Below are 23,663 nucleotides of genomic sequence, written 5' to 3'. Positions count from 1 at the left end.
TTACTGTTTATCCAGCGTAATCGGCTGCGCCGCATAGGTCTTAAGCTGCGCGGTCAGGCCGTCGATGCCTTTGGTGCGCAGCAGATCGCTCCACTCGTTCTGTTTGGTAGTGATCATGCTGACGCCTTCCGCCACCATGTCATACGCCTGCCAGTTGCCGCTCTGGCTGTTCTTACGCCACTGGAAATCGAGACGAACCGGCGGGCGGCCGTTGGGATCGACAATGGTCACGCGGATGGCGATGATTTTAGCGTCGCCCAGCGGCTGCTCCGGCTGGATCTGATACGTCTGGCTGTGGTAGAGCGCCAGCGCCTGACCGTAAGCCTGCGCCAGATAGTCGCCGAAGGCGTTGAAGTAGGCTTCGCGCTGCGCCGGCGTTGCTTCGCGGTAGTAGCGGCCCAGCACTAACGCGCCGGCATACTTAATCTGCACGTAGGGCAGCAGCTCCTGACGCACGATGTCGCGCAGGTAGTTGGGGTTCTGCTTGATCTTCGGCTGCTCATTTTTCAGGCGCGTAAAGGTCTTCGCCGCCGCTTCGTTCATCAGCTTATAGGGGTTGGTTTGATCGGCGGCATTCGCCGCGGCCAGCGGCGCGATAACCAGCATGGCGACCATCAGTAAACGTTTAAACATCGATTGTTACCTCTCAGGGTTGGGCCGGGGCCGCAGGCGCGCCATCTTCGGCCTGCGGATCCTTGTTATCCGTATCGTTTTTATTGTCGCCGCCGCTCTTATACAGGAACTGACCGATCAGGTCTTCCAGCACGATAGCCGACTTGGTATCGCGGAGCGTGTCGCCATCTTTTAACATCGCCGAGCCCAGCTCGGGATCGTCAAAGCCTAGATTCAACGCTAAAAACTGCTCGCCGAGTAAGCCCTGCGTGCGGATCGCCAGCGAGCTGGTGTCGGAAATCTTATTGGCGTACTCGTCGCTGATCGCCATGGTGACGCGCGGCAGCAGCGTTTTAGGTTCAAGGGAGATGTCGGTGACGCGGCCAATCACCACGCCGCCGATTTTAACCGGCGAGCTGACTTTCAGGCCGCCAATATTATCGAAGGTGGCGTAAAGCTGCCAGGTCGGCTGGGTGCCGAGCGACTTAAGATCCGCCACGCGCAGGCAGAGAAATAACATCGCCACCAGCGCCAGAAGCATAAACACGCCAACCCAAATTTCGCTTTTTTTGCTTTGCATTGCATTAGTTCCCAAACATCAGTGCTGTCAGCACAAAATCCAGACCGAGCACCGCCAGCGAGGCGTGTACCACGGTGCGCGTCGTCGCGCGGCTAATCCCTTCAGAGGTCGGAATCGCGTCGTAACCGTTAAACAGCGCGATCCAGGTGACCGTCACGGCAAAAACGGCGCTTTTGATAATGCAGTTGATTACGTCAGTGCGGAAATCGACCGCGTTTTGCATCGCCGACCAGAAAAAGCCGGGGTCGATGCCCTTCCAGCTCACGCCGACCAGCGCGCCGCCAGCGATGCCGACGGCGGTAAAAATCAGCGTCAGCAGCGGCATGCTGATAAAGCCCGCCCAGAAGCGCGGCGAGACGACGCGGCGCAGCGGGTCTACCGCCATCATCTCCATGCTGGAGAGCTGTTCGGTCGCCTTCATCAGGCCAATTTCCGCCGTCAGCGCCGAGCCGGCGCTGCCGGCAAACAGCAGCGCAGTGACCACCGGCCCCAGCTCGCGCAGCAGCGACAGCGCTACCAGCATACCGAGGCTGGTTTCCGCGCTATAGGTGGTCAGCACCAGATAGCCCTGCAGCCCCAGCACCATGCCGATAAACAGCCCGGACACCATAATGATTAACAGCGACAAGACGCCGACGCTGTAAAGCTGTTTGATCAGCAGCGGCGCGTGTTTGCGAAAGGCGGGTTTCCCTACCAGCGCGTGAAACAGCATTAAGCCCGCCCGACCAAAGGTGGAGCAGGTATTGATTCCCCGGCGTCCTAATGACGCCAGCGCCCTTAACAACATTGGCTTACACTCTCCCTGAGCCGGTTAAATCGGCAAGATAGTCTCCGGCGGCAAACCGGAACGGGACAGGTCCGTCCGCAATCCCATCCAGAAACTGACGCACGCGCGGATCGGGGTTTTGCCGCAGCTCTGGCGTGCTGCCCTGAGCGATAATTTTCTGGCCGGCCACGATATAGGCTCTGTCGGCGATGCTGAGCACTTCCGGCACGTCGTGCGACACCACGATGCAGGTCAGGCCCAGCGAATGGTTCAGCTCGTCGATCAGCTTGACCAGCACACCCATGGTAATAGGATCCTGGCCGACGAAAGGTTCGTCGAACATGATCAGCTCCGGCTCAAGCGCGATGGCACGCGCCAGCGCCGCGCGCCGCGCCATGCCGCCTGAAAGCTCCGCCGGCTTTAGCTGTGCCGCGCCGCGCAGTCCCACCGCTTCCAGCTTCATCATCACCGTGCTGTGCAGCAGCGGCGCAGGAAGCTGCGTATGTTCGCGCAGCGGCCAGGCCACATTTTCATACACGGTCAGATCGGTGAACAGCGCACCGGACTGAAACAGCATGCTCATTTTTTTACGGGTTTCATAAAGCTTCGCGCGCGACAAGCTGGGAATATTTTCACCGCGAAACCAGATCTCGCCCCGATCGGGCTGCAGCTGGCCGCCGATCAGGCGCAGCAGCGTCGTTTTACCTATGCCCGACGGGCCCATAATGGCCGTGACTTTTCCCTTTGGCACCGTCAGCGAAATATCGTCGAAAATCGGACGATCGCCGCGTGAAAAACTGACGCCACGAACCTCAACCAGGTTCGTTTCCTGTTGGTCCATTATTACCTCTTCTGTGGATCGGGCGTTATAAAGCCTACGATGGTAGCCTGTAACGCGCCAGTTCACGATAGCATTACAGAAACTTACTGCCTTCATTTGGCGAAAGCGGGCATAAAATTTACTTTTGCCGCTCAGACGGTCAAAATCAGCGCCTGTTTCTGATGACAGAACCTGAAACCTGCTGCACAAGACGTGACGGCAACGCATTTCATCCAAGGATTTTCCATGTTTGTAGCCTCTGCCCTGCTGATCGTTGGTTTGATTTTACTGGCTTATGGCGCCGATCGCCTGGTGTTTAGCGCCGCGATACTCTGTCGATCCTTTGGTATCCCGCCGCTGATTATCGGCATGACGGTCGTCAGCATCGGCACCTCGCTTCCGGAGATGATCCTCTCTTTTTCGGCGGCGCAGCATGGCCAGATGGATCTTGCCGTTGGCACCGCGCTGGGCTCCAACATCACCAATATCTTATTGATACTCGGCGGCGCGGCGCTGCTGCACCCTCTGAACATATACTCCAATCTGATTCGGCGCGAACTGCCGCTGATGCTGCTGGTCTCACTACTCAGCGGCCTGATGCTGTTTGATAACTACCTGAGTCGCCTTGACGGCCTCGGCCTGATCGCTATCGCCATCGCCTATCTGCTGGTGGCGATCCGCTTTGCGCGCCGCGCCGAACGCGACAATAGCGATACCCTGACGCGCGAACAGCTTGCGGAGCTGCCGCGCGAAGAGAGCGGCAATACGGTGGCCTTTCTCTGGCTGGCGGTCGCGCTGATTATTTTGCCGATGTCGACGCGCATGGTGATCGATAACGCCACCGCCTTTGCCGACTATTTCGGCGTCAGCGAGCTGGTGATGGGCGCGACGTTAATCGCCGTCGGTACCAGCCTGCCAGAGCTGGCGACGGTGGTGGCGGGCGCGCTGAAAGGCGAAGATGATATCGCCATCGGCAATCTGATTGGCGCCAATATTTATAATATCGCCATCGTGCTGGGCCTGCCCGCGCTGCTTAACCCCGGCGGCGTGGACGAGCACGCCTTCGCGCGCGATTACTGGGTGATGCTCGGCGTCAGCGCGCTGTTCACCCTGCTCTGCCTGCAGCGCAGCCGCCGCATCGGCCGCGTCGCGGGCGCCCTCTTACTCTGTGGTTTCATCGTCTGGGGCGCGCTTTTGTGGATTCAGCCCGCTTTCCTCGACGGATAACAAAGGACCGATTTGCCATGTCAACTCAGCTTTCAAACGCGAATTTCGACTTTCAAGCGGCGGGAAAAGCGGTACTGCGCATCGAGCGTGAAGGTCTGGAGCAGCTGGACCAGTATATTAACGACGACTTTAGCCGCGCCTGTGAGATGATCTATCGCTGTCAGGGCAAAGTGGTGGTGATGGGCATGGGCAAGTCGGGCCATATCGGTAAAAAGATGGCCGCCACCTTCGCCAGCACCGGCACGCCCGCCTTTTTTGTGCATCCGGGCGAAGCCAGCCACGGCGACCTCGGTATGGTCGGCCGCGGTGATGTGGTGCTCGCCATCTCTAACAGCGGCGAGTCCAACGAGATTCTGGCGCTGATCCCGGTGCTGAAGCGGCAGCATGTGCCGCTTATCTGCCTTACCAGCCGTCCCGAGAGCGCCATGGGCCGCGCCGCCGACGTGCATCTCTGCGTGAAGGTGCCGCAGGAAGCTTGCCCGCTCGGGCTCGCCCCGACCACCAGCACCACGGCAACGCTGGTCATGGGCGACGCGCTGGCGGTGGCGCTGCTGGAGGCGCGCGGCTTTACCGCAGAAGATTTCGCCCTGTCGCATCCGGGCGGCGCGCTGGGACGCAAGCTGCTGCTGCACGTTAGCGACATCATGCACAGCGGCGACGAGATCCCGCACGTTACGCGCGACGCCTCGCTGCGCGACGCGCTGCTGGAGATTACGCGCAAAAATTTAGGGCTGACGGTTATCGTTGACGATCTGATGAAGATTGAAGGCATTTTTACCGACGGCGACCTGCGCCGCATCTTCGATATGGGCATCGACTTTCAGAAAGCCACCATTTCGGAAGTGATGACGCGCGGCGGCATTCGGGTTCGCCCCAATATGCTGGCGGTCGAGGCGCTGAACCTGATGCAAAACAAAAACATTACCGCTGTGCTGGTGGCCGATGACGATCGTCTGCTCGGTGTGGTACATATGCATGACATGCTGCGCGCCGGCGTAGTCTGAACAGGAAACAAGAATGTCGGTAAATACTTCCCTGGTGGAAACCTGCTACGGTCCGGTCAGCGCGGAGGTGATGGCGCGCGCCAGCCAGATCCGTCTGCTGATTTGCGACGTCGACGGCGTTATGTCGGACGGCCTGATCTATATGGGCAATAACGGCGAAGAGCTGAAAGCTTTTAACGTGCGCGACGGCTTCGGCATCCGCTGTTTGCTAACCTCTGATATAGAGGTGGCGATTATTACCGGACGCAACGCGCGCCTGATGGAAGATCGCTGCAAAACCTTAGGCATTCGGCATCTTTACCAGGGTCAGTCCGATAAGCTTTTGGCCTATCGCGAACTTCTGGATAAACTGTCGCTCTCCGATGAGCAGGTCGCCTATATCGGCGACGATCTTATCGACTGGCCGGTGATGGCCCGCGTAGGGCTGAGCGTGGCGGTCGCGGATGCGCACCCGGTGCTGCTGCCGCGCGCCCATTACGTTACGCATATTGCGGGCGGGCGCGGCGCAGTGCGCGAACTGTGCGACCTGATTTTAATGGCGCAGAACAAATTTGAGGATGCCAAAGGGCAATCGGTATGAGTAAAAGCAGGCGTTGGATAACGCTGATTCTGGCCTTAATTGCGCTGGTGCTGATCGGCTGGAACCTGACCAGCCAGGATGACAGCAGCGCGCCGATCGCCACCAGCGATCAGGAGCCGACCTACACCAGCGCGAATTCAAACACCGTGGTCTATAACCCGCAAGGGGCGCTGGCTTACAAACTGGTGTCGGAAAAAGTGACCTATTTCGCGGCGGATGAGGTGAGCTGGTTCGATAAGCCAGTGATGACCACCTACGACGAAAATAAGGTGCCGACCTGGTCGGTGCGCGCCGATAAAGCCAAACTCACCAAAGATCGTATGCTTTATCTGTATGGTCACGTCGAGGTCAACACCCTGACGCAGGATTCGCAGCTGCAGCGCATCAAAACCGACAACGCGCAGGTCAACCTCGTCTCGCAGGATGTGACCTCTAACGATCAGGTGACGTTGTTTGGGCGCGGTTTTAACTCTACCGGCATGAAGATGCGCGGAAATTTACGGACGAAAAACGCCGAGTTGATTGAAAAGGTCAAAACTTATTATGAAATTCAAAATGCACAACAACAGCCTTAAGTTTTTCCTGGTCGGCGCCCTGCTGGCGGCCAGTGTACCCGCGCTGGCGGTGACCGGCGACTCGGACAAGCCCGTTAATATCGATTCCGAAAACCAGGCGCTGGACCTGCAAGGCAATGTGGCGACCTTTACCGGCAACGTCATCGTGACCCAGGGAACGATCAAAATCACCGCCGATAAAGTGGTGGTGACGCGTCCCGGCGGCGACAGCAACAAAACCATCGTGGACGCCTGGGGCAATCCCGCCACCTTCTATCAGATGCAGGACAGCGGCAAGCCGGTTAAGGGCCACGCCGCTAAGCTGCACTATGAGCTGGCAAAAGATTTCGTCGAGCTGACCGGCAACGCTTATATCGAGCAGCAGGACAGCAATATCAAAGGCGATCGCATTACCTATCTGGTCAAAGAGCAGAAGATGCAGGCCTACAGCCAGGGCCAGAGCAAACGCGTCACCACCGTACTGGTGCCGTCGCAGCTGCAGGACAAAAACGCTAACAGCCCGAAAAAGAGTAACTGATCGCTATGGCCACTTTAATCGCAGAAAATCTGGCGAAGGCCTATAAAGGCCGTCGCGTGGTAGAAGATGTCAGCCTGCAGGTGAAATCGGGCGAGATCGTCGGTCTGCTCGGCCCTAACGGCGCGGGCAAGACCACCACCTTCTACATGGTCGTCGGCATCGTGCCGCGCGACGCTGGCCGCATCGTGATCGATGAGGATGATATCAGCATCCTGCCGCTGCACGCGCGCGCGCGCCGCGGCATCGGCTATTTACCGCAGGAGGCGTCGATTTTCCGCCGTCTCAGCGTCTATGACAACCTGATGGCAGTGCTGCAAATCCGCGACGATCTCACCGAAGAGCAGCGTCAGGATCGCGCTAACGAGCTGATGGATGAGTTTCATATCGGCCACCTGCGCGACAGCATGGGTCAGGCGCTGTCGGGCGGCGAGCGCCGCCGCGTTGAGATTGCGCGCGCCCTGGCGGCCAATCCTAAATTTATCCTGCTGGATGAACCCTTCGCCGGCGTCGACCCTATTTCGGTTATCGACATCAAAAAAATCATTGAGCACCTGCGCGACAGCGGGCTCGGCGTGCTGATTACCGACCACAACGTCCGTGAAACCCTGGCGGTTTGCGAGCGCGCTTATATCGTGAGTCAGGGGCGCCTGATTGCTCACGGCACGCCAAATGAAATTCTTGAAGATGAGCAGGTTAAACGGGTTTATTTGGGCGAAGAGTTCAGACTCTGATAAGGTGTCGTTAATACGATGTTTGCTTAGGAAATCCCGTCCTGAATATGAAGCAAGGTTTGCAACTCAGGTTCAGCCAACAGCTGGCAATGACTCCACAGTTGCAGCAGGCAATCCGGCTGCTGCAACTCTCTACGCTTGAGCTGCAGCAAGAGCTGCAGCTGGCGCTGGAGAGCAATCCGCTGCTGGAACAGGCTGACGTGCATGAAGAGGTCGACAGCCGCGACTATCAGGAAGATGAGGTGCTGGACACGCGCGAAGCGCTTGAACAGAAAGAGATGCCGGACGATCTGCCGCTCGACGCCACCTGGGACGAGATCTATACCGCAGGCACCCCTTCCGGCACCGGCACCGACTATCAGGACGATGAGCTGCCGGTCTATCAGGGCGAAACCACCCAGTCGCTACAGGACTATCTGATGTGGCAGGTGGATTTAACGCCGTTTACCGATACCGATCGCGCTATCGCCACCTCGATCGTCGACGCCATCGACGATACCGGATACCTCACCGTTTCGCTTGACGAGATCCTCGACAGCATGGGCGATGAAGAGCTGGCGCTGGAGGAGGTCGAGGCGGTGCTGAAGCGTATTCAGCGCTTCGATCCGGTCGGCGTCGGCGCGCGCGACCTGCGCGACTGCCTGCTGGTGCAGCTTTCCCAGTTCGCGCCGACCACGCCGATGCTGGCCGAAGCGCGACTGATTGTCAGCGAGCATCTCGACCTGCTGGCTAACCACGATTTCCGCAGCCTGATGCGCGTCACCCGCTTCAAAGAAGATGTGCTGAAAGAGGCGATGCTGCTGATCCAGTCGCTGGATCCGCGTCCCGGCCAGTCGGTGCAGACCGGCGAGCCGGAATATGTCATTCCCGATGTGCTGGTGCGCAAGGTCGGCAAGCGCTGGACGGTGGAGCTGAACGCCGACAGCGTGCCGCGCCTGCGCATCAACCAGCACTACGCCGCAATGGGCGGCGCGGCGCGTAACGACAGCGACAGCCAGTTTATCCGCAGCAATCTGCAGGAGGCGCGCTGGCTGATCAAGAGTCTGGAAAGCCGCAACGACACGCTGCTGAAAGTGACGCGCTGCATCGTCGAGCAGCAGCAGGCCTTTTTCGAGCAGGGCGAAGAGTTTATGCGTCCGATGGTGCTGGCGGATATCGCCCAGGCCGTGGATATGCATGAATCCACTATTTCTCGCGTCACCACGCAGAAATACCTGCACAGCCCGCGCGGCATCTTTGAACTCAAATATTTTTTCTCCAGCCACGTCAATACCGAAGGCGGCGGCGAAGCCTCCTCTACGGCGATCCGCGCGCTGGTGAAAAAATTAATCTCGGCGGAGAATCCCGCTAAACCCTTGAGTGACAGTAAGCTCACCTCCATGTTATCTGAACAGGGCATCATGGTGGCGCGCCGGACCGTCGCTAAATATCGCGAGTCTTTATCTATCCCGCCCTCCAACCAGCGTAAACAGCTGGTTTGACCGAAATGAGAAGGAAGACCTATGCAGCTGAACCTCACTGGGCAAAACGTTGAAATCACCGAACCACTGCGTGAATTCATCACCACGAAATTTGCCAAACTGGAACACTACTTCGATCGTATCAATCAGGTTTATATTGTTCTGAAAGTGGAAAAGGTCACTCAGGTTGCGGAAGCAACTTTACACGTCAACGGCGGCGAGCTGCACGCCACGTCGGAAGCGGAAGATATGTACGCGGCGCTGGATGGACTGGTGGATAAACTGGCCCGTCAGCTAACCCGGCACAAAGACAAACTGAAAAAACACTAACCTTCACGCTTGCAGCGCGCTTGCCGCGCTCAGGGCGGCCAGGATGGGGCGGATTAACCGCCCCGTTTTGCCATCTGTGCAAGCGCCACGGGATACCGCGCAGCTGTTTAGCGCGGCAGGCCTGCGGCTCTGTGAACTCGCAAGTGAAACGACAATGAACAACGATCTGACACTGGAACTGAGCACCGTGCTGACGCCGGACTGTACGCGCAGCGGCGTACACTGCCAGAGTAAAAAGCGCGCGCTTGAAATTATCAGCGAGCTGGCAGCGAAGCAGCTTAATCTGCCGCATCAAACGCTGTTTGAAGCGATCCTGACCCGTGAACGTATGGGCAGCACCGGCATCGGCAGCGGTATCGCGATACCGCACGGCAAGCTGGAAGAGGATACGCTGCGCGCCGTCGGCGTCTTTATCAGCCTCGACCAGCCTATCGCCTTCGATGCGGTGGACAACCAGCCGGTCGACCTGCTGTTTGCGCTGCTGGTGCCGGCGGATCAGTGCAAAACCCACCTGCACACCCTGTCTCTGGTCGCCAAACGGCTGGCGGACAAAACCGTGTGTCGCCGCCTGCGCGCGGCGCAGAGCGATGAAGAACTCTACGCCATTATTACAGAAGCTCCAGAGGAGCAGTAACGCGCGCAGCGCTTTTACCGGCGTGCGCGCCGGTTTAAAACGGGAGAGAAGGTCATGGTGCTGATGATCGTTAGCGGTCGGTCAGGCTCAGGAAAATCGGTGGCGCTACGCGCGCTTGAAGATATGGGGTTCTACTGCGTCGATAACTTGCCGGTCGTGCTGTTGCCGGAGCTGGCCAACTCGCTGGTGGAGCGCAATATTTCGGCCGCGGTAAGCATCGACGTGCGCAACATGCCGGAGTCGCCGGAGGTGTTCGAACATGCGCTGAATAATCTGCCAGACGCCTTTTCGCCGCAGCTGCTGTTTCTGGATGCCGATCGCAATACGCTTATCCGCCGCTACAGCGACACGCGCCGCCTGCACCCCCTCTCCAGCAAAAATCTGTCGCTGGAAAGCGCCATCGATGAAGAGAACGACCTGCTGGAGCCGCTGCGCTCCCGCGCCGATTTGATTATCGATACCTCTGAAATGTCGGTTCACGAGCTGGCGGAGATGCTGCGCACGCGCCTGCTGGGCAAGCGCGAACGCGAACTGACGATGGTGTTCGAATCTTTTGGCTTCAAGCACGGCATCCCTATCGACGCCGACTACGTTTTCGACGTGCGCTTTCTGCCTAACCCGCACTGGGATCCCAAGCTGCGGCCGATGACCGGCCTCGATCGCCCCGTGGCGGCCTTTCTCGATCGCCATACTGAAGTACACAATTTTATCTATCAGACGCGCAGTTACCTGGAGTTATGGCTGCCGATGCTGGAAACCAATAACCGCAGCTATCTCACCGTCGCTATCGGCTGTACCGGCGGTAAACATCGTTCGGTCTATATCGCCGAGCAGCTGGCGGACTACTTCCGCTCACGCGGCAAAAACGTGCAGTCGCGCCATCGTACGCTGGAAAAACGCAAATCATGACCGTCAAACAAACCGTGGAAATTAAAAACAAGCTGGGGATGCACGCCCGTCCGGCCATGAAGCTGTTTGAGCTGGTGCAGAGCTTCGACGCCGAGGTATTGCTGCGTAACGAATCTGGCACCGAGGCGGAGGCGAGCAGCGTTATCGCCCTGCTGATGCTCGATTCGGCGAAAGGCGGTCATATAGAAATTGAAGCCAGCGGCCCCGAAGAGCGCCAGGCGCTGGCTGCGGTTATCGAACTTTTCGAGGCTGGCTTCGACGAAGAGTAAGCGCTAGTTAAGATGATGGCGCTGTAAAAAGCCCTCTCCGCCCAGCTGGCGCATCTGGCGCATAATCCACTGCTGACGCTGTCGCACATAGCCTGAGGGCGCATCGGCGCGAAAACGGATAGGATTGGGCAGTACCGCCGCCAGCAGCGCCGCTTCTGCAATCGTCAGGCGGCTGGCCGGCTTATGAAAATAGCGCTGCGCCGCCGCTTCCACGCCGAAGGTTCCCTGACCAAACTCAGCGATATTGAGATAGACCGTCAGGATGCGACGCTTGGTCCAGACGGTTTCGATGCCGACCGTTAATCCTGCCTCCAGCCCTTTGCGCACCCAGCTACGCCCGTCCCAGAGAAACAGGTTTTTTGCCGTTTGCTGCGACAGCGTCGAGGCGCCGCGCATGCGTTCGCTTTCGCTGCCCAGCGCCGTTTCAATCGCGTCGACGTCAAAACCCCAGTGGTCAGGGAATTTTTGATCCTCCGCAGCGATTACCGCCAGCGCCATCCAGGGCGATATCTCGTCGTGGCCCACCCAGTCGGCGTGCGCCACATAGTGAAAATCGCCGCGCAGCCAGGCGCCGATTTGCCGTTCCGCCATCACCGCTGAAAACGGCACCGGCAGAAAGGAAAACAGCACAATTCCCGCGACCCAGATAGCTGCTATCGCCACCACCGCGCCGATAACCGCACGCTTAACCCGCTGCCAGCGGTTCCCTTTATTCTTGCTCATGCAATGTTCTCTTACCTGTTCCCTGCATTAATCAATTTCCGACGTAATAAAAGTCTCGTCCCGGTCACAATCGCTGAAGAAGCGCCAGAATGTGCGCGTCAGATAACCGGCACGGCGCTATTTTATCTGTAAAATATTGAAACAGATCGAATGACATCAAGCACTTCCGTGAAAAAGGAATCGGTTCCATACTTCAGGCCGCCTTATCACCTTTCCCGCCCTATACTTAATTATTTGTGATAAGCGCCTGCATGAATGATTCACTTTTCTAAACTTTGCCGCTTGGCGCAATGTTGTGCTTTTCACCAATTGATGCGAATGCTTACACAACATGCAACCTCGGACGGCTAATTTGCTCGCCCGGGCGCGCCCCGGCTCCCTGGATTTTATGTCGCGTCCTCCGTAAATTTACAGGACTTAATTCAAATCTGGAACTTTAAAGGCGCGCTTTCCAAAACGTTTTGGATAAAAGCACGGAAATAGCATCTTAGACTTTATATTTCATGCAGTTACCCTACATCAGACCGCTAAAAACCGCCGTGCGACTTTTTCGCTGCTTTAAGACCATGCTCTTGTCGTTACGACAGGCAAAAACCGCGCAAAAAATGCAACAATTGGTCAAAATGAGCGCAATGCAACGCAGAAATTAATTCCTTGCTTGACTGTGTTGCCAAATTAATGTTTTCTGTATTTAAACGCTGCTCAACATCACACATTTTAATGAATCTTTACCTGGTCATTGATGAATTTGCTAAGGTGATGACAGACGTTAACCGATACCACGCTGCTGCACTTAAACTCCTCCAAGTATAGCAACAGCGACTTTTTCCCTGGTGTTGGCGCAGTATTCGCGCACCCCGGTCTTCGACTGGGGTCATTTTTTTTCAGGCCTCTACTTTTCTCTTTCCGCTACCCAGTCGCGCAGCACCTGAACGTCATGTCGCCACTCGTGCTTTAACTCTTCCACCCATTCACCTACGTTGTCCCACCATGCCGGCAGCTCCGGGCTCTGGATCTGTTTCGCGACCTGTTGCAGATGCTGTAGCCCTACCGATCCCGCAGCGCCTTTGATTTTGTGTCCCTCTTCCGCAATGCCTTTTTGATCGCGCGCCATCAGATTTGAATCGAGCACCTCCAGATAGCCAGGCATCATCTGTTCAAACATCGTCAGGCTCTGCGTAATCAGGCCGGGACCAACCAGTTCGATATATTGCTCCAGCATCGGCACATCCAGCAGCGTGCGTCGCTTGTCGTCGCTTTCCGGGTGGGCAGCGTCAGCCTCGTCGCTCTGGTGATCCCAGAACTTCTTAATCATCGCGGTCAGCGCCGGAACCGAGAGCGGCTTACTCAGCACGTCGTCCATACCCGCCTCCAGGTACTCTTTCTTGTCCTTGAGCACGTTGGCGGTCAGCGCCACCAGCGGCGGCAGGCTGGCGTCTGGATAGCGCTGATGGATAGCGCGCGAAACGTCGAGTCCAGTCATATCCGGCAGCTGGATATCGAGCAGGGCGAGATCGAACTCCAGCGGGTCGAACATCTCCAGCGCGGCCTGGCCAGTCATGGCAACCTCAACGCTGCAGCCAAGCTTCTCCAGCACCGAGCGCGCCACAATCACGTTCAGCTCGATATCTTCCACCAGCAAAACGTGCAGCGCCGGCAGCGGCATGCTGTCGTCTCTGCTGTCATCCTCGACCTCTTCCGCCACGCGCGGCGCCTTAATCAGCACGGTAAAGCAGGAGCCCTGTCCCGGCGCGCTGCGCACGGTGATATCGCCGCCCATCGCCTGCGCCAGACGGCGCGATACCGCCAGGCCGATGCCGGTGCCGGTCGCCGGCTTGCCGCCATGCTGATCTTTTACCTGATAGTACATGGCGAAAATTTTATCCTGCTCCTCCTGCGGAATGCCCTGTCCGGAGTCTTCCACCTCAAAGCGCAGCGTCTCGTTCGGCTCGTAGGCGACGCGCACCACGATTTCGCCCTGCTGGGTGAACTTCACCGCATTGCCGATCAGGTTCCACAGGATCTGGCGCAGGCGCGTGCCGTCGGCGCAAATTTTGTGCGGCAGCGGTAGCTGGGGTGCCATAACGAACTTCAGCCCTTTCGGCTGCGCCAGCAGCCCGGAAAGGTTCTCCAGATCCGCCAGGAAGCCGGTGAAGTCGAGCGGCTGATTATCCAGCTGCACTTTGCGGCGCTCGATCTTGTCGACTTCGATAACGTCGTTAAAGATGTTGCCGAGCGTAATTGCTGAAACGTGAATGGTTTTCAGGTATTTCAGCTGCTCCTGATTGAGATCGGTATCGAGCAGAATGCGGCTCAGGCCGACAATGCCGTTAAGCGGCGTACGCAGCTCGTGACTGATAGTAGAGATAAAGGTGGTTTTCTCCCGGCTGGCGTTCTCCAGGGCGTCCTGGTAGCGCTTACGCTCGGTAATATCGCGGCCGAAGCCCATCAGCCCGCTGCGCTTGCCGACGCGGTCGTAGTACGGCACCTTACGGATTTCAAAACAGGCCTTGCGTCCGTCCGGGTATTGCAGCCACTGTTCATAGGTGAGCGAGACGTTATGGCGGAAAACCTTCTCATCCGTCTCCAGCACTTTCGTCGCGGCGTCGTCGTCATAGATATCGCGCGGCGTCAGGCCAATCAGCTGCTTTTCGCTTTTGCCGGTCAGCAGCTCCATGGCGCGGTTACAGCCGGAGAACTGCTTGTCGATATTGCGGTAGAACACCAGATCGGGCGAGGCGTCGAGGAACGAGCGGAGAAACGAGGATTGCTGCTCCAGTTCTATCTGCGCCTGCTCGCGGCGAGCCATCTCTTCGCGCAGCTTATCCATTACCTGTTCGCGCGCCTGCTCCGCCTTAATACGATCGGTAATTTCCTGATTGAGCTGGGTGATGGTCTCTTTCATCTGCTGGTTCAGCTCTAAATCGCGGGTGCGCATCTCTTCCAGCTTGTCCACCAGCCGCGACAGACGCTGACGCGACTCCTCCAGCTGATCGACCACAACAGAGAGAAAGTAGACCGCCCAGGGCGTAATCAGCAGTCCGAAGAATACCGAGCGCACCACGTCGATGCTCTCGACATGCCCGCGCAGCACCATGGTCACCGCCATCTGGACTATCATCGCCAGCACCACCAGCGCTGACGCCAGCAGCAGCGAAAAACGCACCAGTCCCAGCTTAACCATCAAATCAACATAATACTGCGCCAGCAGGCGAATCTGTTTCATACGAACTCCCTGGAAAAGAACAGGCTCATCATAGCGTAATTATCCTGCCGATGGCGCGACGAAGCGCCGGAAAGCGCGCGTTATGCCCCGTTATGGTGCATCTGACGCCACGATCGCCGACGATAGCCGCGCTGGCGCTAAATTGCTTGACTAATTGCGCCAACCGAATAATCTGGAGGGCCGCCTGCTTTCCGGCGAGCGTGATCCAGACCTTTCTTTTTCTTTGCCGACAGCCTCTTGTTGTCCCGGCACTGCTTTTCCTTTTTGCATAGCCATTCATTTTAACTGCCTGAATAATCGCGCCCGCTATGATTAATTTTACTTATGACGCCTGCGCATTTGCGGCAAAAAGGCTGTTATAAGAAAAACAGATACATGACGTGTGGGTAATCTGCTATCCAGCAGATTATGCTGTCAAACCCCTTCAAACCAGCACCTAAAAGGGATATGACGGCTGCATGACAGTGAGAGAGTTCACATTTCCGCCTGGCGGCGAGCGTTGCCGACAGAGCCTTTTTTGCCTGTAAAAACTAAACTATTCAAATAGTTAATTGATAAAAGCTGGCTAAAAAGACGACCAGGAACGCTATTTGACCTTATTCCGCTTTCCCGATAAGTTGGAAATCCGCTGGAAGCTTTCTGGACGGGTGCTCAACCCGTCATATTTATGCAGTAACAGAGATTCCCCCTGTAACAAGACCACGACGCTTGTGACAACGACGCCAAAGGCCAGACAGATGGGGCGACACAGGAGTGCAGCGCACGATGCGCGCCAGCCTGTCGCTTAGCACTTTCTGCGCCCGTAGCCCGACCAAAGGGAATCCACAGAGCCTGGGGAGGTTCACTGAAATGTTGTATGACAAATCCCTTGAAAAGGATAACTGTGGTTTCGGCCTCATCGCCCATATAGAAGGCGAACCTAGCCATAAGGTAGTGCGTACCGCAATCCACGCGCTGGCCCGTATGCAACACCGTGGCGCGATCCTTGCCGACGGCAAGACCGGCGACGGCTGTGGTCTGTTATTACAAAAACCTGACCGCTTCTTCCGCGTTGTCGCGGAGGAGAAGGGCTGGCGCCTGGCAAAAAATTACGCCGTAGGCATGCTGTTCCTCAGCCATGATGAGGAAGAGGCTCAGGCGAGCCGCCGCATTGTGGAAGAGGAAGTGGTCCGTGAAACCCTCTCTGTGGTCGGCTGGCGCGACGTGCCGGTCAATCAGGACGTGCTGGGAGAGATTGCCCTCTCCTCTATGCCGCGCATTCAGCAGCTGTTTATTAACGCCCCGGCCGGCTGGCGTCCGCGCGATATGGAGCGTCGCCTTTATATGGCGCGTCGCCGTGCGGAAAAGCGCATCGAGCAGACCGACGATAAAGCGTTCTACATTTGCAGCTTCTCAAACCAGGTCAATATCTATAAAGGCCTGTGTATGCCGGCTGACCTGCCGCGCTTCTATCTCGATCTGGCGGACCTGCGTCTGGAATCGGCTATCTGCCTGTTCCACCAGCGCTTCTCTACCAACACCGTGCCGCGCTGGCCGCTGGCGCAGCCGTTCCGCTATATGGCGCATAACGGCGAAATCAACACCATTGCCGGTAACCGTCAATGGGCGCGCGCCCGCGCCTACAAATTCAACACGCCGCTGATCCCCGATCTGCAGAACGCCGGGCCGTTCGTCAATGAAACCGGCTCCGACTCCAGCTCGATGGACAACATGCTGGAGCTGTTCCTGAACGGCGGCATGGACCTGGTGCGCGCGATGCGCCTGCTGGTGCCGCCCGCCTGGCAGAACAACCCGGATATGGATCCAGAGCTGCGCGCCTTCTTCGACTTTAACTCCATGCATATGGAGCCGTGGGATGGCCCGGCGGGCATTGTAATGTCCGACGGCCGCTACGCCGCCTGTAACCTTGACCGTAACGGTCTGCGTCCGGCGCGCTACGTCATCACCAAAGACAAGCTGATCACCTGCGCCTCAGAAGTGGGCATCTGGGATTATCAGCCAGACGAAGTGGTGGAAAAAGGCCGCGTCGGCCCAGGCGAGCTGATGGTGATCGACACCCGCATCGGGCGCATCCTCCATTCAGCGGAAACTGACCACGATCTCAAGAGCCGCCATCCCTACAAAGAGTGGATGGAGAAAAACGTTAAGCGTCTGGTACCGTTCGAAGATCTGCCTGATAACCAGGTCGGCAGCCGCGAGCTGAACGATCCGCTGCTGGCAACTTACCAGAAGCAGTTCGGCTACAGCAGCGAAGAGCTAGATACCATTATTCGCGTACTGGGCGAGAACGGCCAGGAAGCGGTCGGCTCGATGGGCGACGACACGCCGTTTGCCGTGCTCTCCAGCCGCCCGCGCATTATTTATGACTATTTCCGCCAGCAGTTCGCGCAGGTCACCAACCCGCCGATCGATCCGCTGCGCGAAAACCACGTCATGTCGCTGGCCACCAGCATCGGTCGCGAGATGAACGTCTTCTGCGAAGCGGAAGGCCAGGCGCATCGCGTCAGCTTTAAGTCCCCTATCCTGCTCTGGTCTGACTTTAATCAGCTGACCACTCTGGAAGGCGAGTACTATCGCGCCGATACGCTCGACTGCACCTTCGACCCGGCGACGCAGACTCTGGAGCAGGCAGTGCACGCGCTGTGCGACGAGGCGGAGCGTATGGTGCGCAACGGCACCGTGCTGCTGGTGCTCTCCGATCGCGCCATCGCCGAAAACCGCCTGCCGGTTCCGGCACCGATGATCGTCGGCGCGGTGCAGACGCGTCTGGTAGAGAAAAGCCTGCGCTGCGACGCCAACATTATCGTTGAGACCGCCAGCGCGCGCGATCCGCACCACTTCGCCGTCCTGCTCGGCTTTGGCGCGACCGCGATTTATCCTTACCTGGCCTATGAATCGCTGGCGAAGATGGTCGACAGCAACGTTATCGAAAAAGATTACCGCGCCGTGATGCTGAACTACCGTAACGGCATCAATAAAGGCCTGTATAAGATCATGTCCAAAATGGGCATCTCGACCATCGCCTCCTATCGCTGCTCGAAACTGTTTGAAGCGGTGGGCCTGCATGCGGATGTATCCAGCCTCTGCTTTCAGGGCGTGGTCAGCCGCATCAGCGGCGCCAGCTTCGCCGACTTCCAGCAGGATCTGACCAACCTGGCGAAGCGTGCCTGGCTGCAGCGCAAGCCGCTGGATCAGGGCGGCCTGCTGAAGTATGTCTACGGCGGCGAGTATCACGCCTATAACCCGGACGTGGTAGGGACGCTGCAACGCGCCGTAGAAAGCGGCGAATACAGCGACTATCAGGCCTATGCGAAGCTGGTAAACGAGCGTCCGGTCGCGACGCTGCGCGATCTGCTGGCGCTGCAGCCTGGCACCGGCGCAGTGCATATCGACGACGTCGAGCCGGCCAGCGAGCTGTTTAAACGCTTTGATACCGCAGCGATGTCTATCGGCGCGCTCAGCCCGGAGGCGCATGAGGCGCTGGCCGAAGCGATGAACTCCCTCGGCGGCTACTCTAACTCCGGCGAAGGCGGCGAAGATCCGGCGCGCTACGGCACCAGTAAAGTGTCGCGTATCAAACAGGTCGCCTCGGGCCGCTTCGGCGTCACGCCAGCCTACCTGGCCAACGCCGACGTGATCCAGATTAAAGTGGCGCAGGGCGCGAAGCCAGGCGAAGGCGGTCAGCTGCCGGGCGACAAAGTCACGCCCTACATCGCGAAGCTGCGCTACTCGGTGCCGGGCGTCACGCTGATTTCGCCGCCGCCGCATCACGATATCTACTCGATTGAAGATCTGGCGCAGCTGATTTTCGACCTGAAGCAGGTTAACCCCAAAGCGATGATTTCGGTGAAGCTGGTCTCGGAGCCAGGCGTTGGCACTATCGCCACCGGCGTGGCGAAAGCCTATGCCGACCTGATCACCATCGCCGGCTATGACGGCGGCACCGGCGCCAGCCCGTTAAGCTCGGTGAAATATGCGGGCTGCCCGTGGGAGCTTGGCCTGGTGGAAACCCAGCAGGCGCTGGTCTCCAACGGTCTGCGCCACAAGATCCGTCTGCAGGTCGACGGCGGCCTGAAAACCGGCCTGGACATTATTAAAGCGGCGATCCTCGGCGCAGAGAGCTTCGGCTTCGGCACCGGGCCGATGGTGGCGCTGGGCTGTAAATATCTGCGTATCTGTCACCTGAACAACTGCGCAACTGGCGTAGCGACCCAGGACGACAAGCTGCGTAAGAACCACTATCACGGCCTGCCCTTCAAGGTAACTAACTACTTTGAATTTATCGCGCGCGAAACCCGCGAGCTGATGGCCAGCCTGGGCGTGAAGCGTCTGACTGACCTTATCGGCCGCACCGATCTGCTGAAAGAGCTGGATGGCTTCACCGCCAAGCAGCAGAACCTGGATCTCTCGTCGCTGCTGAAAACCGCGACGCCGATGCCGGGCAAAGCGCTGCACTGCACCGAAGGCAGCAACCCGCCTTTCGACAAGGGCGAGCTGAATAAAGCGCTGCATGACCAGGCGATGCCGTTTGTGGAAGCGAGACAGAGCAAGACGTTCTTCTTTGATATTCGCAACACCGACCGCTCCGTAGGCGCGACGCTCTCTGGTGCTATCGCGGCGATCCACGGCGATCAGGGCCTGGCGGCAGATCCGATCCGCGCGCACTTTTCCGGCACCGCCGGTCAGAGCTTCGGCGTGTGGAACGCAGGCGGCGTCGAACTGACGCTGACCGGCGACGCCAACGACTACGTCGGCAAGGGAATGGCGGGCGGCATGCTGGCGATTCGTCCGCCGGTCGGCTCCGCGTTCCGTAGCCATGAGGCGACCATTGCGGGCAACACCTGCCTTTATGGCGCGACGGGCGGCAAGCTGTTCGCCGCAGGCCGCGCGGGCGAGCGTTTCGCGGTGCGCAACTCGGGCGCGATCACGGTAGTCGAGGGGATCGGCGACAACGGATGTGAATATATGACCGGCGGCATCGTCTGCGTGCTGGGCCGCACCGGCGTTAACTTCGGCGCTGGCATGACGGGCGGCTTCGCCTACGTGCTGGATGAAGACGGCGAGTTCCGCAAGCGCGTCAACCCGGAGCTGGTAGAAGTGCTCAACGTCGACGAGCTGGCGATCCATGAAGAGCACCTACGCGGTCTGATCACCGAGCATGTGCAGCACACCGGCTCCAGCCGTGGCGAAGAGATCCTCGCCAACTGGCCGCTCTGGTCGTCGCGCTTCGCGCTGGTTAAACCGAAGTCCAGCGACGTTAAAGCGTTGCTGGGTCACCGCAGTCGTTCCGCAGCCGAGCTGCGCGTGCAGGCACAGTAATAGTTCGTCCTGCCCGGTGCGCCGGGCAGGATAGCCGTAAGAGGTTACGATGAGTCAAAACGTCTATCAATTTATCGACCTGCAGCGCGTTGATCCGCCAAAGAAGCCGCTGAAAATTCGTAAAATTGAGTTTGTAGAAATTTATGAGCCCTTTTCTGACAGCCAGGTGAAGGCGCAGGCCGATCGCTGTCTCTCCTGCGGTAACCCTTACTGCGAGTGGAAGTGTCCGGTTCACAACTACATCCCTAACTGGCTGAAGCTGGCGAACGAAGGCCGCATTATTGAAGCGGCGGAGCTGTCGCATCAGACCAATAGCCTGCCGGAAGTCTGCGGACGCGTCTGCCCGCAGGACCGTCTGTGCGAAGGTTCCTGCACCCTGAACGATGAGTTCGGCGCGGTCACCATCGGCAATATCGAGCGCTACATCAACGATAAAGCGATGGAGATGGGCTGGCGGCCAGATATGTCGCACGTTAAACCGACCGGCAAGCGAGTGGCGATTATCGGCGCGGGTCCGGCGGGCCTCGCCTGTGCGGACGTGCTGACGCGCAACGGCGTTAAAGCGGTGGTTTACGATCGCCATCCAGAAATCGGCGGCCTGCTGACCTTCGGCATTCCGTCGTTCAAGCTGGAAAAAGAGGTGATGATCAAACGCCGCGAGCTCTTTACCGAAATGGGCATTGAGTTCCAGCTGAATACGGAAGTGGGCCGCGACGTGCAGATGAGCGACCTGGTGAATGCCTATGACGCGGTCTTCCTCGGCGTCGGCACCTATCAGTCGATGCGCGGCGGGCTGGAGAACGAGGATGCGCCGGGCGTCTATGACGCGCTGCCGTTCCTGATCGCCAATACCAAACACACCATGGGCTTTGCGCAGCAGGACGATCAGCCCTACATAAATATGGAAGGCAAGCGCGTGGTAGTGCTGGGCGGTGGCGATACCGCGATGGACTGCGTACGCACCTCTATCCGTCAGGGCGCGACGCACGTCACCTGCGCCTATCGCCGTGACGAAGCCAACATGCCAGGTTCAAAACGCGAGGTGAAAAACGCGCGTGAAGAGGGCGTAGAGTTTCAGTTTAACGTGCAGCCGCTGGGCATCGAAATCAACGCCAGCGGTCGCGTCAGCGGCGTAAAAGTGGCGCGCACCGAGATGGGCCAGCCGGATGCGGCAGGACGTCGCCGCGCGGAGATCGTGGCCGGCTCCGAGCATGTACTGCCCGCAGACGCGGTCGTTATGGCGTTTGGCTTCCGTCCGCACAAAATGGAGTGGCTGGCCGACTTCAGCGTAGAGCTGGACGGTCAGGGACGCATTATCGCGCCGGAACAGGCTGAAAGCGCCTTCCAGACCAGCAACCCGAAAATCTTCGCCGGCGGCGATGCGGTGCGCGGTTCGGATCTGGTGGTAACGGCGATTGCCGAAGGGCGCAAAGCCGCCGAAGGCATCATGGACTATCTGGAAGTGTAAGGTTCACGCAGCGACAAAAAAGCCGGCTATCGCAGCCGGCTTTTTTTATGCTCTATTTCACCACGCGCAGCGACGGACGATTGCCGCGCGGCGGCGGATCGTCATCCGGCGAGGGATCCTCTTCAGGAGCGTCGTCCGGGCGGTCGCCATCGATCACTGACATAACAGGATCGACCGGCGCCTCTTCAGCGTCCTGCACGCCCAGCTCGTAGGCCGGCTCCGGCTCAAACATGGTGCCCGCGCCGTTTTCCCGCGCGTAGATCGCCAGAATCGCAGCCATCGGCACCGAGACCTGGCGCGGCACACCGCCGAAACGCGCGTTGAAGCGCACTTCGTCATTGCCCAGCTCCAGATTACCCACCGCACGCGGCGCAATGTTCAGCACAATCTGTCCATCGCGCGCGTATTCCAGCGGCACCTGAACCCCTTCCAGATTGATGTCGACCACCAGATGCGGCGTTAGCTGGTTGTCGAGCAACCAGTCGTAAAAGGCGCGCAGCAGGTAAGGACGGCGGGCTGAGAGTTGCGACATTTCCATAGGTTAGCCCCGGGCTTGCAGGCGCATTTCACGTTCCGCTTCCGTCAGTGAAGCGAGGAAAGAGTCACGCTCAAATACGCGATTCATGTAGCCTTTCAGCTCTTTCGAACCGGCGCCAGCCAGATCGATGCCCATTGACGGCAGACGCCACAGCAGCGGTGCCAGGTAGCAGTCTACCAGGCTAAACTCTTCGCTCATAAAGAACGGGGTGCGGGCGAACAGCGGCGCAATTGCCAGCAGCTCTTCGCGCAGCTGCTTGCGCGCGGCTTCCGCTTCCTGACCGCTGCTTTTTTCAATGATGTGCATCAGGCTATACCAGTCCTGCTCGACGCGGTGCATCATCAGACGGCTTTCGCCGCGCGCAACCGGGTAGACCGGCATCAGCGGCGGATGCGGGAAGCGCTCGTCCAGGTACTCCATGATGATACGCGATTCATACAGCGTCAGTTCGCGATCTACCAGCGTCGGCACGGTGCGATACGGGTTGAGGTCAATCAGATCCTGCGGCAGGTTATCCATTTCGACCTGCTCGATCTCTACACTAACGCCTTTTTCAGCCAGTACGATGCGTACCTGATGACTGAAAATGTCAGTAGGACCGGAAAACAGCGTCATTACCGAACGTTTGTTGGCAGCGACAGCCATGAAAACCTCCAAGTTTGTTCACAAAAAGTTACTGCGAATAGCCAACCACACGGCGACTCACCTGCTCAATCGTTCGCTCACAGCCCGCGTAAGATCTGTCTTTCCGACATCCTGAGGGTTGACCGACATCACACGCCGACTTATGGGCGCAAAGTGACACAGAGTTTACCAGATTTTGGGCAGCTTGTGGGCGAGGATTCGAGATTTGCGGGGAATTTGCGAGCAGCGCAGGGGTTTTACGCGTTTTTTGACGCAACGGGGTAGAAAATAAAAAACCCGCCGAAGCGGGTTTTTTGTGCCAATCGCAGCAGCCGAAGCCGCAAACAATTAACGCTTGGAGAACTGCGGACGACGGCGTGCTTTACGCAGACCGACTTTCTTACGTTCAACCTGACGCGCGTCACGGGTAACGAAGCCCGCTTTACGCAGTTCAGCACGCAGAGATTCGTCGTACTCCATCAGAGCGCGGGTGATGCCGTGACGGATCGCACCTGCCTGACCAGAAATACCACCACCTTTAACGGTGACGTACAGATCGAATTTACCAACCAGGTCCAGCAGCTCCAGCGGCTGACGAACTACCATGCGGGCAGTTTCGCGACCGAAATACTGTTCCAGAGAACGTTGGTTGATAACGATGTTGCCACTGCCCGGCTTGATAAATACGCGAGCGGTGGAGCTTTTGCGGCGACCAGTGCCGTAGTTTTGAGTTTCAGCCATTGCCTGTAAT

General features: G+C 58.2%; 23 protein-coding genes. 13 read left to right on the top strand and 10 right to left on the bottom strand.

What is annotated here, in order from left to right:
• The 4 genes from mlaC to mlaF are packed head-to-tail and all read right to left on the bottom strand — an operon-like array spanning nucleotide 1 to nucleotide 2,799.
• Nucleotides 1–633 (bottom strand): phospholipid-binding protein MlaC, encoded by a 633-nt coding sequence (mlaC, locus tag MHZ97_RS04310; protein ID WP_239313455.1) that lies wholly within the window; start codon nucleotides 631–633, stop codon nucleotides 1–3.
• Between the two features lie 13 nt (nucleotides 634–646).
• Entirely contained in the window at nucleotides 647–1,192 is a 546-nt protein-coding gene (mlaD, locus tag MHZ97_RS04305) for an outer membrane lipid asymmetry maintenance protein MlaD (RefSeq protein ID WP_103793763.1), read from the bottom strand.
• A 4-nt stretch (nucleotides 1,193–1,196) separates the two neighbouring features.
• Nucleotides 1,197–1,979 (bottom strand): lipid asymmetry maintenance ABC transporter permease subunit MlaE, encoded by a 783-nt coding sequence (gene mlaE / locus MHZ97_RS04300; RefSeq protein ID WP_239313458.1) that lies wholly within the window; start codon nucleotides 1,977–1,979, stop codon nucleotides 1,197–1,199.
• Between the two features lie 4 nt (nucleotides 1,980–1,983).
• Nucleotides 1,984–2,799 (bottom strand): phospholipid ABC transporter ATP-binding protein MlaF, encoded by an 816-nt coding sequence (mlaF, locus tag MHZ97_RS04295; RefSeq protein WP_103793761.1) that lies wholly within the window; start codon nucleotides 2,797–2,799, stop codon nucleotides 1,984–1,986.
• Between the two features lie 225 nt (nucleotides 2,800–3,024).
• On the opposite strand from mlaF, the gene MHZ97_RS04290 reads away from it, so the two are divergent.
• The 11 genes from MHZ97_RS04290 (at nucleotide 3,025) to npr (ending at nucleotide 11,014) form a co-directional block, all read left to right on the top strand.
• Complete coding sequence (locus MHZ97_RS04290; RefSeq protein WP_239313461.1) at nucleotides 3,025–4,005, top strand: calcium/sodium antiporter; 981 nt, start codon at nucleotides 3,025–3,027, stop codon at nucleotides 4,003–4,005.
• 17 nt (nucleotides 4,006–4,022) lie between these two features.
• Nucleotides 4,023–5,009 carry an arabinose-5-phosphate isomerase KdsD gene (gene kdsD / locus MHZ97_RS04285; RefSeq protein WP_103793759.1) on the top strand — a complete coding sequence of 329 codons (987 nt, stop codon included), beginning with the start codon at nucleotides 4,023–4,025 and terminating at the stop codon, nucleotides 5,007–5,009.
• A 13-nt stretch (nucleotides 5,010–5,022) separates the two neighbouring features.
• Nucleotides 5,023–5,589: a 3-deoxy-manno-octulosonate-8-phosphatase KdsC gene (kdsC, locus tag MHZ97_RS04280; protein ID WP_103793758.1), complete on the top strand. Its 567-nt coding sequence runs from the start codon at nucleotides 5,023–5,025 to the stop codon at nucleotides 5,587–5,589.
• Complete coding sequence (gene lptC, locus MHZ97_RS04275) at nucleotides 5,586–6,164, top strand: LPS export ABC transporter periplasmic protein LptC (protein ID WP_239313464.1); 579 nt, start codon at nucleotides 5,586–5,588, stop codon at nucleotides 6,162–6,164. Before kdsC ends, lptC begins: the two co-directional genes overlap by 4 nt.
• Entirely contained in the window at nucleotides 6,133–6,681 is a 549-nt protein-coding gene (lptA, locus tag MHZ97_RS04270; RefSeq protein ID WP_239313467.1) for a lipopolysaccharide ABC transporter substrate-binding protein LptA, read from the top strand. Before lptC ends, lptA begins: the two co-directional genes overlap by 32 nt.
• A gap of 5 nt (nucleotides 6,682–6,686) precedes the next feature.
• Nucleotides 6,687–7,412: an LPS export ABC transporter ATP-binding protein gene (lptB, locus tag MHZ97_RS04265; protein WP_103793755.1), complete on the top strand. Its 726-nt coding sequence runs from the start codon at nucleotides 6,687–6,689 to the stop codon at nucleotides 7,410–7,412.
• A gap of 47 nt (nucleotides 7,413–7,459) precedes the next feature.
• Complete coding sequence (gene rpoN, locus MHZ97_RS04260; RefSeq protein WP_239313470.1) at nucleotides 7,460–8,893, top strand: RNA polymerase factor sigma-54; 1,434 nt, start codon at nucleotides 7,460–7,462, stop codon at nucleotides 8,891–8,893.
• A 21-nt stretch (nucleotides 8,894–8,914) separates the two neighbouring features.
• Nucleotides 8,915–9,202, top strand: coding sequence for a ribosome hibernation promoting factor (gene hpf, locus MHZ97_RS04255; RefSeq protein ID WP_103793753.1), 288 nt, complete (start codon nucleotides 8,915–8,917; stop codon nucleotides 9,200–9,202).
• A 154-nt stretch (nucleotides 9,203–9,356) separates the two neighbouring features.
• Nucleotides 9,357–9,836 carry a PTS IIA-like nitrogen regulatory protein PtsN gene (ptsN, locus tag MHZ97_RS04250; RefSeq protein WP_103793752.1) on the top strand — a complete coding sequence of 160 codons (480 nt, stop codon included), beginning with the start codon at nucleotides 9,357–9,359 and terminating at the stop codon, nucleotides 9,834–9,836.
• 54 nt (nucleotides 9,837–9,890) lie between these two features.
• Nucleotides 9,891–10,745 carry an RNase adapter RapZ gene (gene rapZ, locus MHZ97_RS04245; RefSeq protein ID WP_033749261.1) on the top strand — a complete coding sequence of 285 codons (855 nt, stop codon included), beginning with the start codon at nucleotides 9,891–9,893 and terminating at the stop codon, nucleotides 10,743–10,745.
• Nucleotides 10,742–11,014 (top strand): PTS phosphocarrier protein NPr, encoded by a 273-nt coding sequence (gene npr / locus MHZ97_RS04240; protein ID WP_033793304.1) that lies wholly within the window; start codon nucleotides 10,742–10,744, stop codon nucleotides 11,012–11,014. Before rapZ ends, npr begins: the two co-directional genes overlap by 4 nt.
• A 3-nt stretch (nucleotides 11,015–11,017) precedes the next feature.
• Here npr and mtgA read toward each other — a convergent pair whose 3' ends face one another.
• The 3 genes from mtgA to MHZ97_RS04225 all read right to left on the bottom strand — a co-directional run bounded on the left by mtgA (nucleotide 11,018) and on the right by MHZ97_RS04225 (nucleotide 15,243).
• Nucleotides 11,018–11,737, bottom strand: coding sequence for a monofunctional biosynthetic peptidoglycan transglycosylase (gene mtgA / locus MHZ97_RS04235; RefSeq protein ID WP_239313473.1), 720 nt, complete (start codon nucleotides 11,735–11,737; stop codon nucleotides 11,018–11,020).
• A gap of 892 nt (nucleotides 11,738–12,629) precedes the next feature.
• Nucleotides 12,630–14,963: an aerobic respiration two-component sensor histidine kinase ArcB gene (gene arcB, locus MHZ97_RS04230; protein WP_103793750.1), complete on the bottom strand. Its 2,334-nt coding sequence runs from the start codon at nucleotides 14,961–14,963 to the stop codon at nucleotides 12,630–12,632.
• Between the two features lie 28 nt (nucleotides 14,964–14,991).
• The gene (locus tag MHZ97_RS04225) at nucleotides 14,992–15,243 is read right to left on the bottom strand and encodes a hypothetical protein (RefSeq protein ID WP_239313476.1); all 252 of its coding nucleotides are present in this window, start codon (nucleotides 15,241–15,243) and stop codon (nucleotides 14,992–14,994) included.
• A 569-nt stretch (nucleotides 15,244–15,812) separates the two neighbouring features.
• Here MHZ97_RS04225 and gltB point away from each other — a divergent pair.
• Both gltB and MHZ97_RS04215 read left to right on the top strand, forming a co-directional pair.
• Complete coding sequence (gene gltB / locus MHZ97_RS04220; protein WP_103793748.1) at nucleotides 15,813–20,282, top strand: glutamate synthase large subunit; 4,470 nt, start codon at nucleotides 15,813–15,815, stop codon at nucleotides 20,280–20,282.
• A gap of 49 nt (nucleotides 20,283–20,331) precedes the next feature.
• Complete coding sequence (locus MHZ97_RS04215) at nucleotides 20,332–21,750, top strand: glutamate synthase small subunit (protein WP_103793747.1); 1,419 nt, start codon at nucleotides 20,332–20,334, stop codon at nucleotides 21,748–21,750.
• A 52-nt stretch (nucleotides 21,751–21,802) separates the two neighbouring features.
• Here the strand turns inward: MHZ97_RS04215 and sspB are convergent, their stop codons facing one another.
• From sspB to rpsI, 3 genes are all read right to left on the bottom strand, one after another.
• Nucleotides 21,803–22,288 (bottom strand): ClpXP protease specificity-enhancing factor, encoded by a 486-nt coding sequence (gene sspB / locus MHZ97_RS04210; RefSeq protein WP_103793746.1) that lies wholly within the window; start codon nucleotides 22,286–22,288, stop codon nucleotides 21,803–21,805.
• A 3-nt stretch (nucleotides 22,289–22,291) separates the two neighbouring features.
• Nucleotides 22,292–22,933: a stringent starvation protein SspA gene (sspA, locus tag MHZ97_RS04205; protein ID WP_033793297.1), complete on the bottom strand. Its 642-nt coding sequence runs from the start codon at nucleotides 22,931–22,933 to the stop codon at nucleotides 22,292–22,294.
• 327 nt (nucleotides 22,934–23,260) lie between these two features.
• The gene (gene rpsI / locus MHZ97_RS04200) at nucleotides 23,261–23,653 is read right to left on the bottom strand and encodes a 30S ribosomal protein S9 (protein WP_031375459.1); all 393 of its coding nucleotides are present in this window, start codon (nucleotides 23,651–23,653) and stop codon (nucleotides 23,261–23,263) included.
• Between the last annotated feature and the right edge of the window lie 10 nt (nucleotides 23,654–23,663).

It is taken from the genome of Pantoea sp. ACRSC, assembly GCF_022346785.1.
GTDB lineage: Bacteria > Pseudomonadota > Gammaproteobacteria > Enterobacterales > Enterobacteriaceae > Pantoea > Pantoea alvi.
Note: the sequence above shows the minus strand (reverse complement) of the source record. Positions and strands in the feature narration are given on the sequence as shown.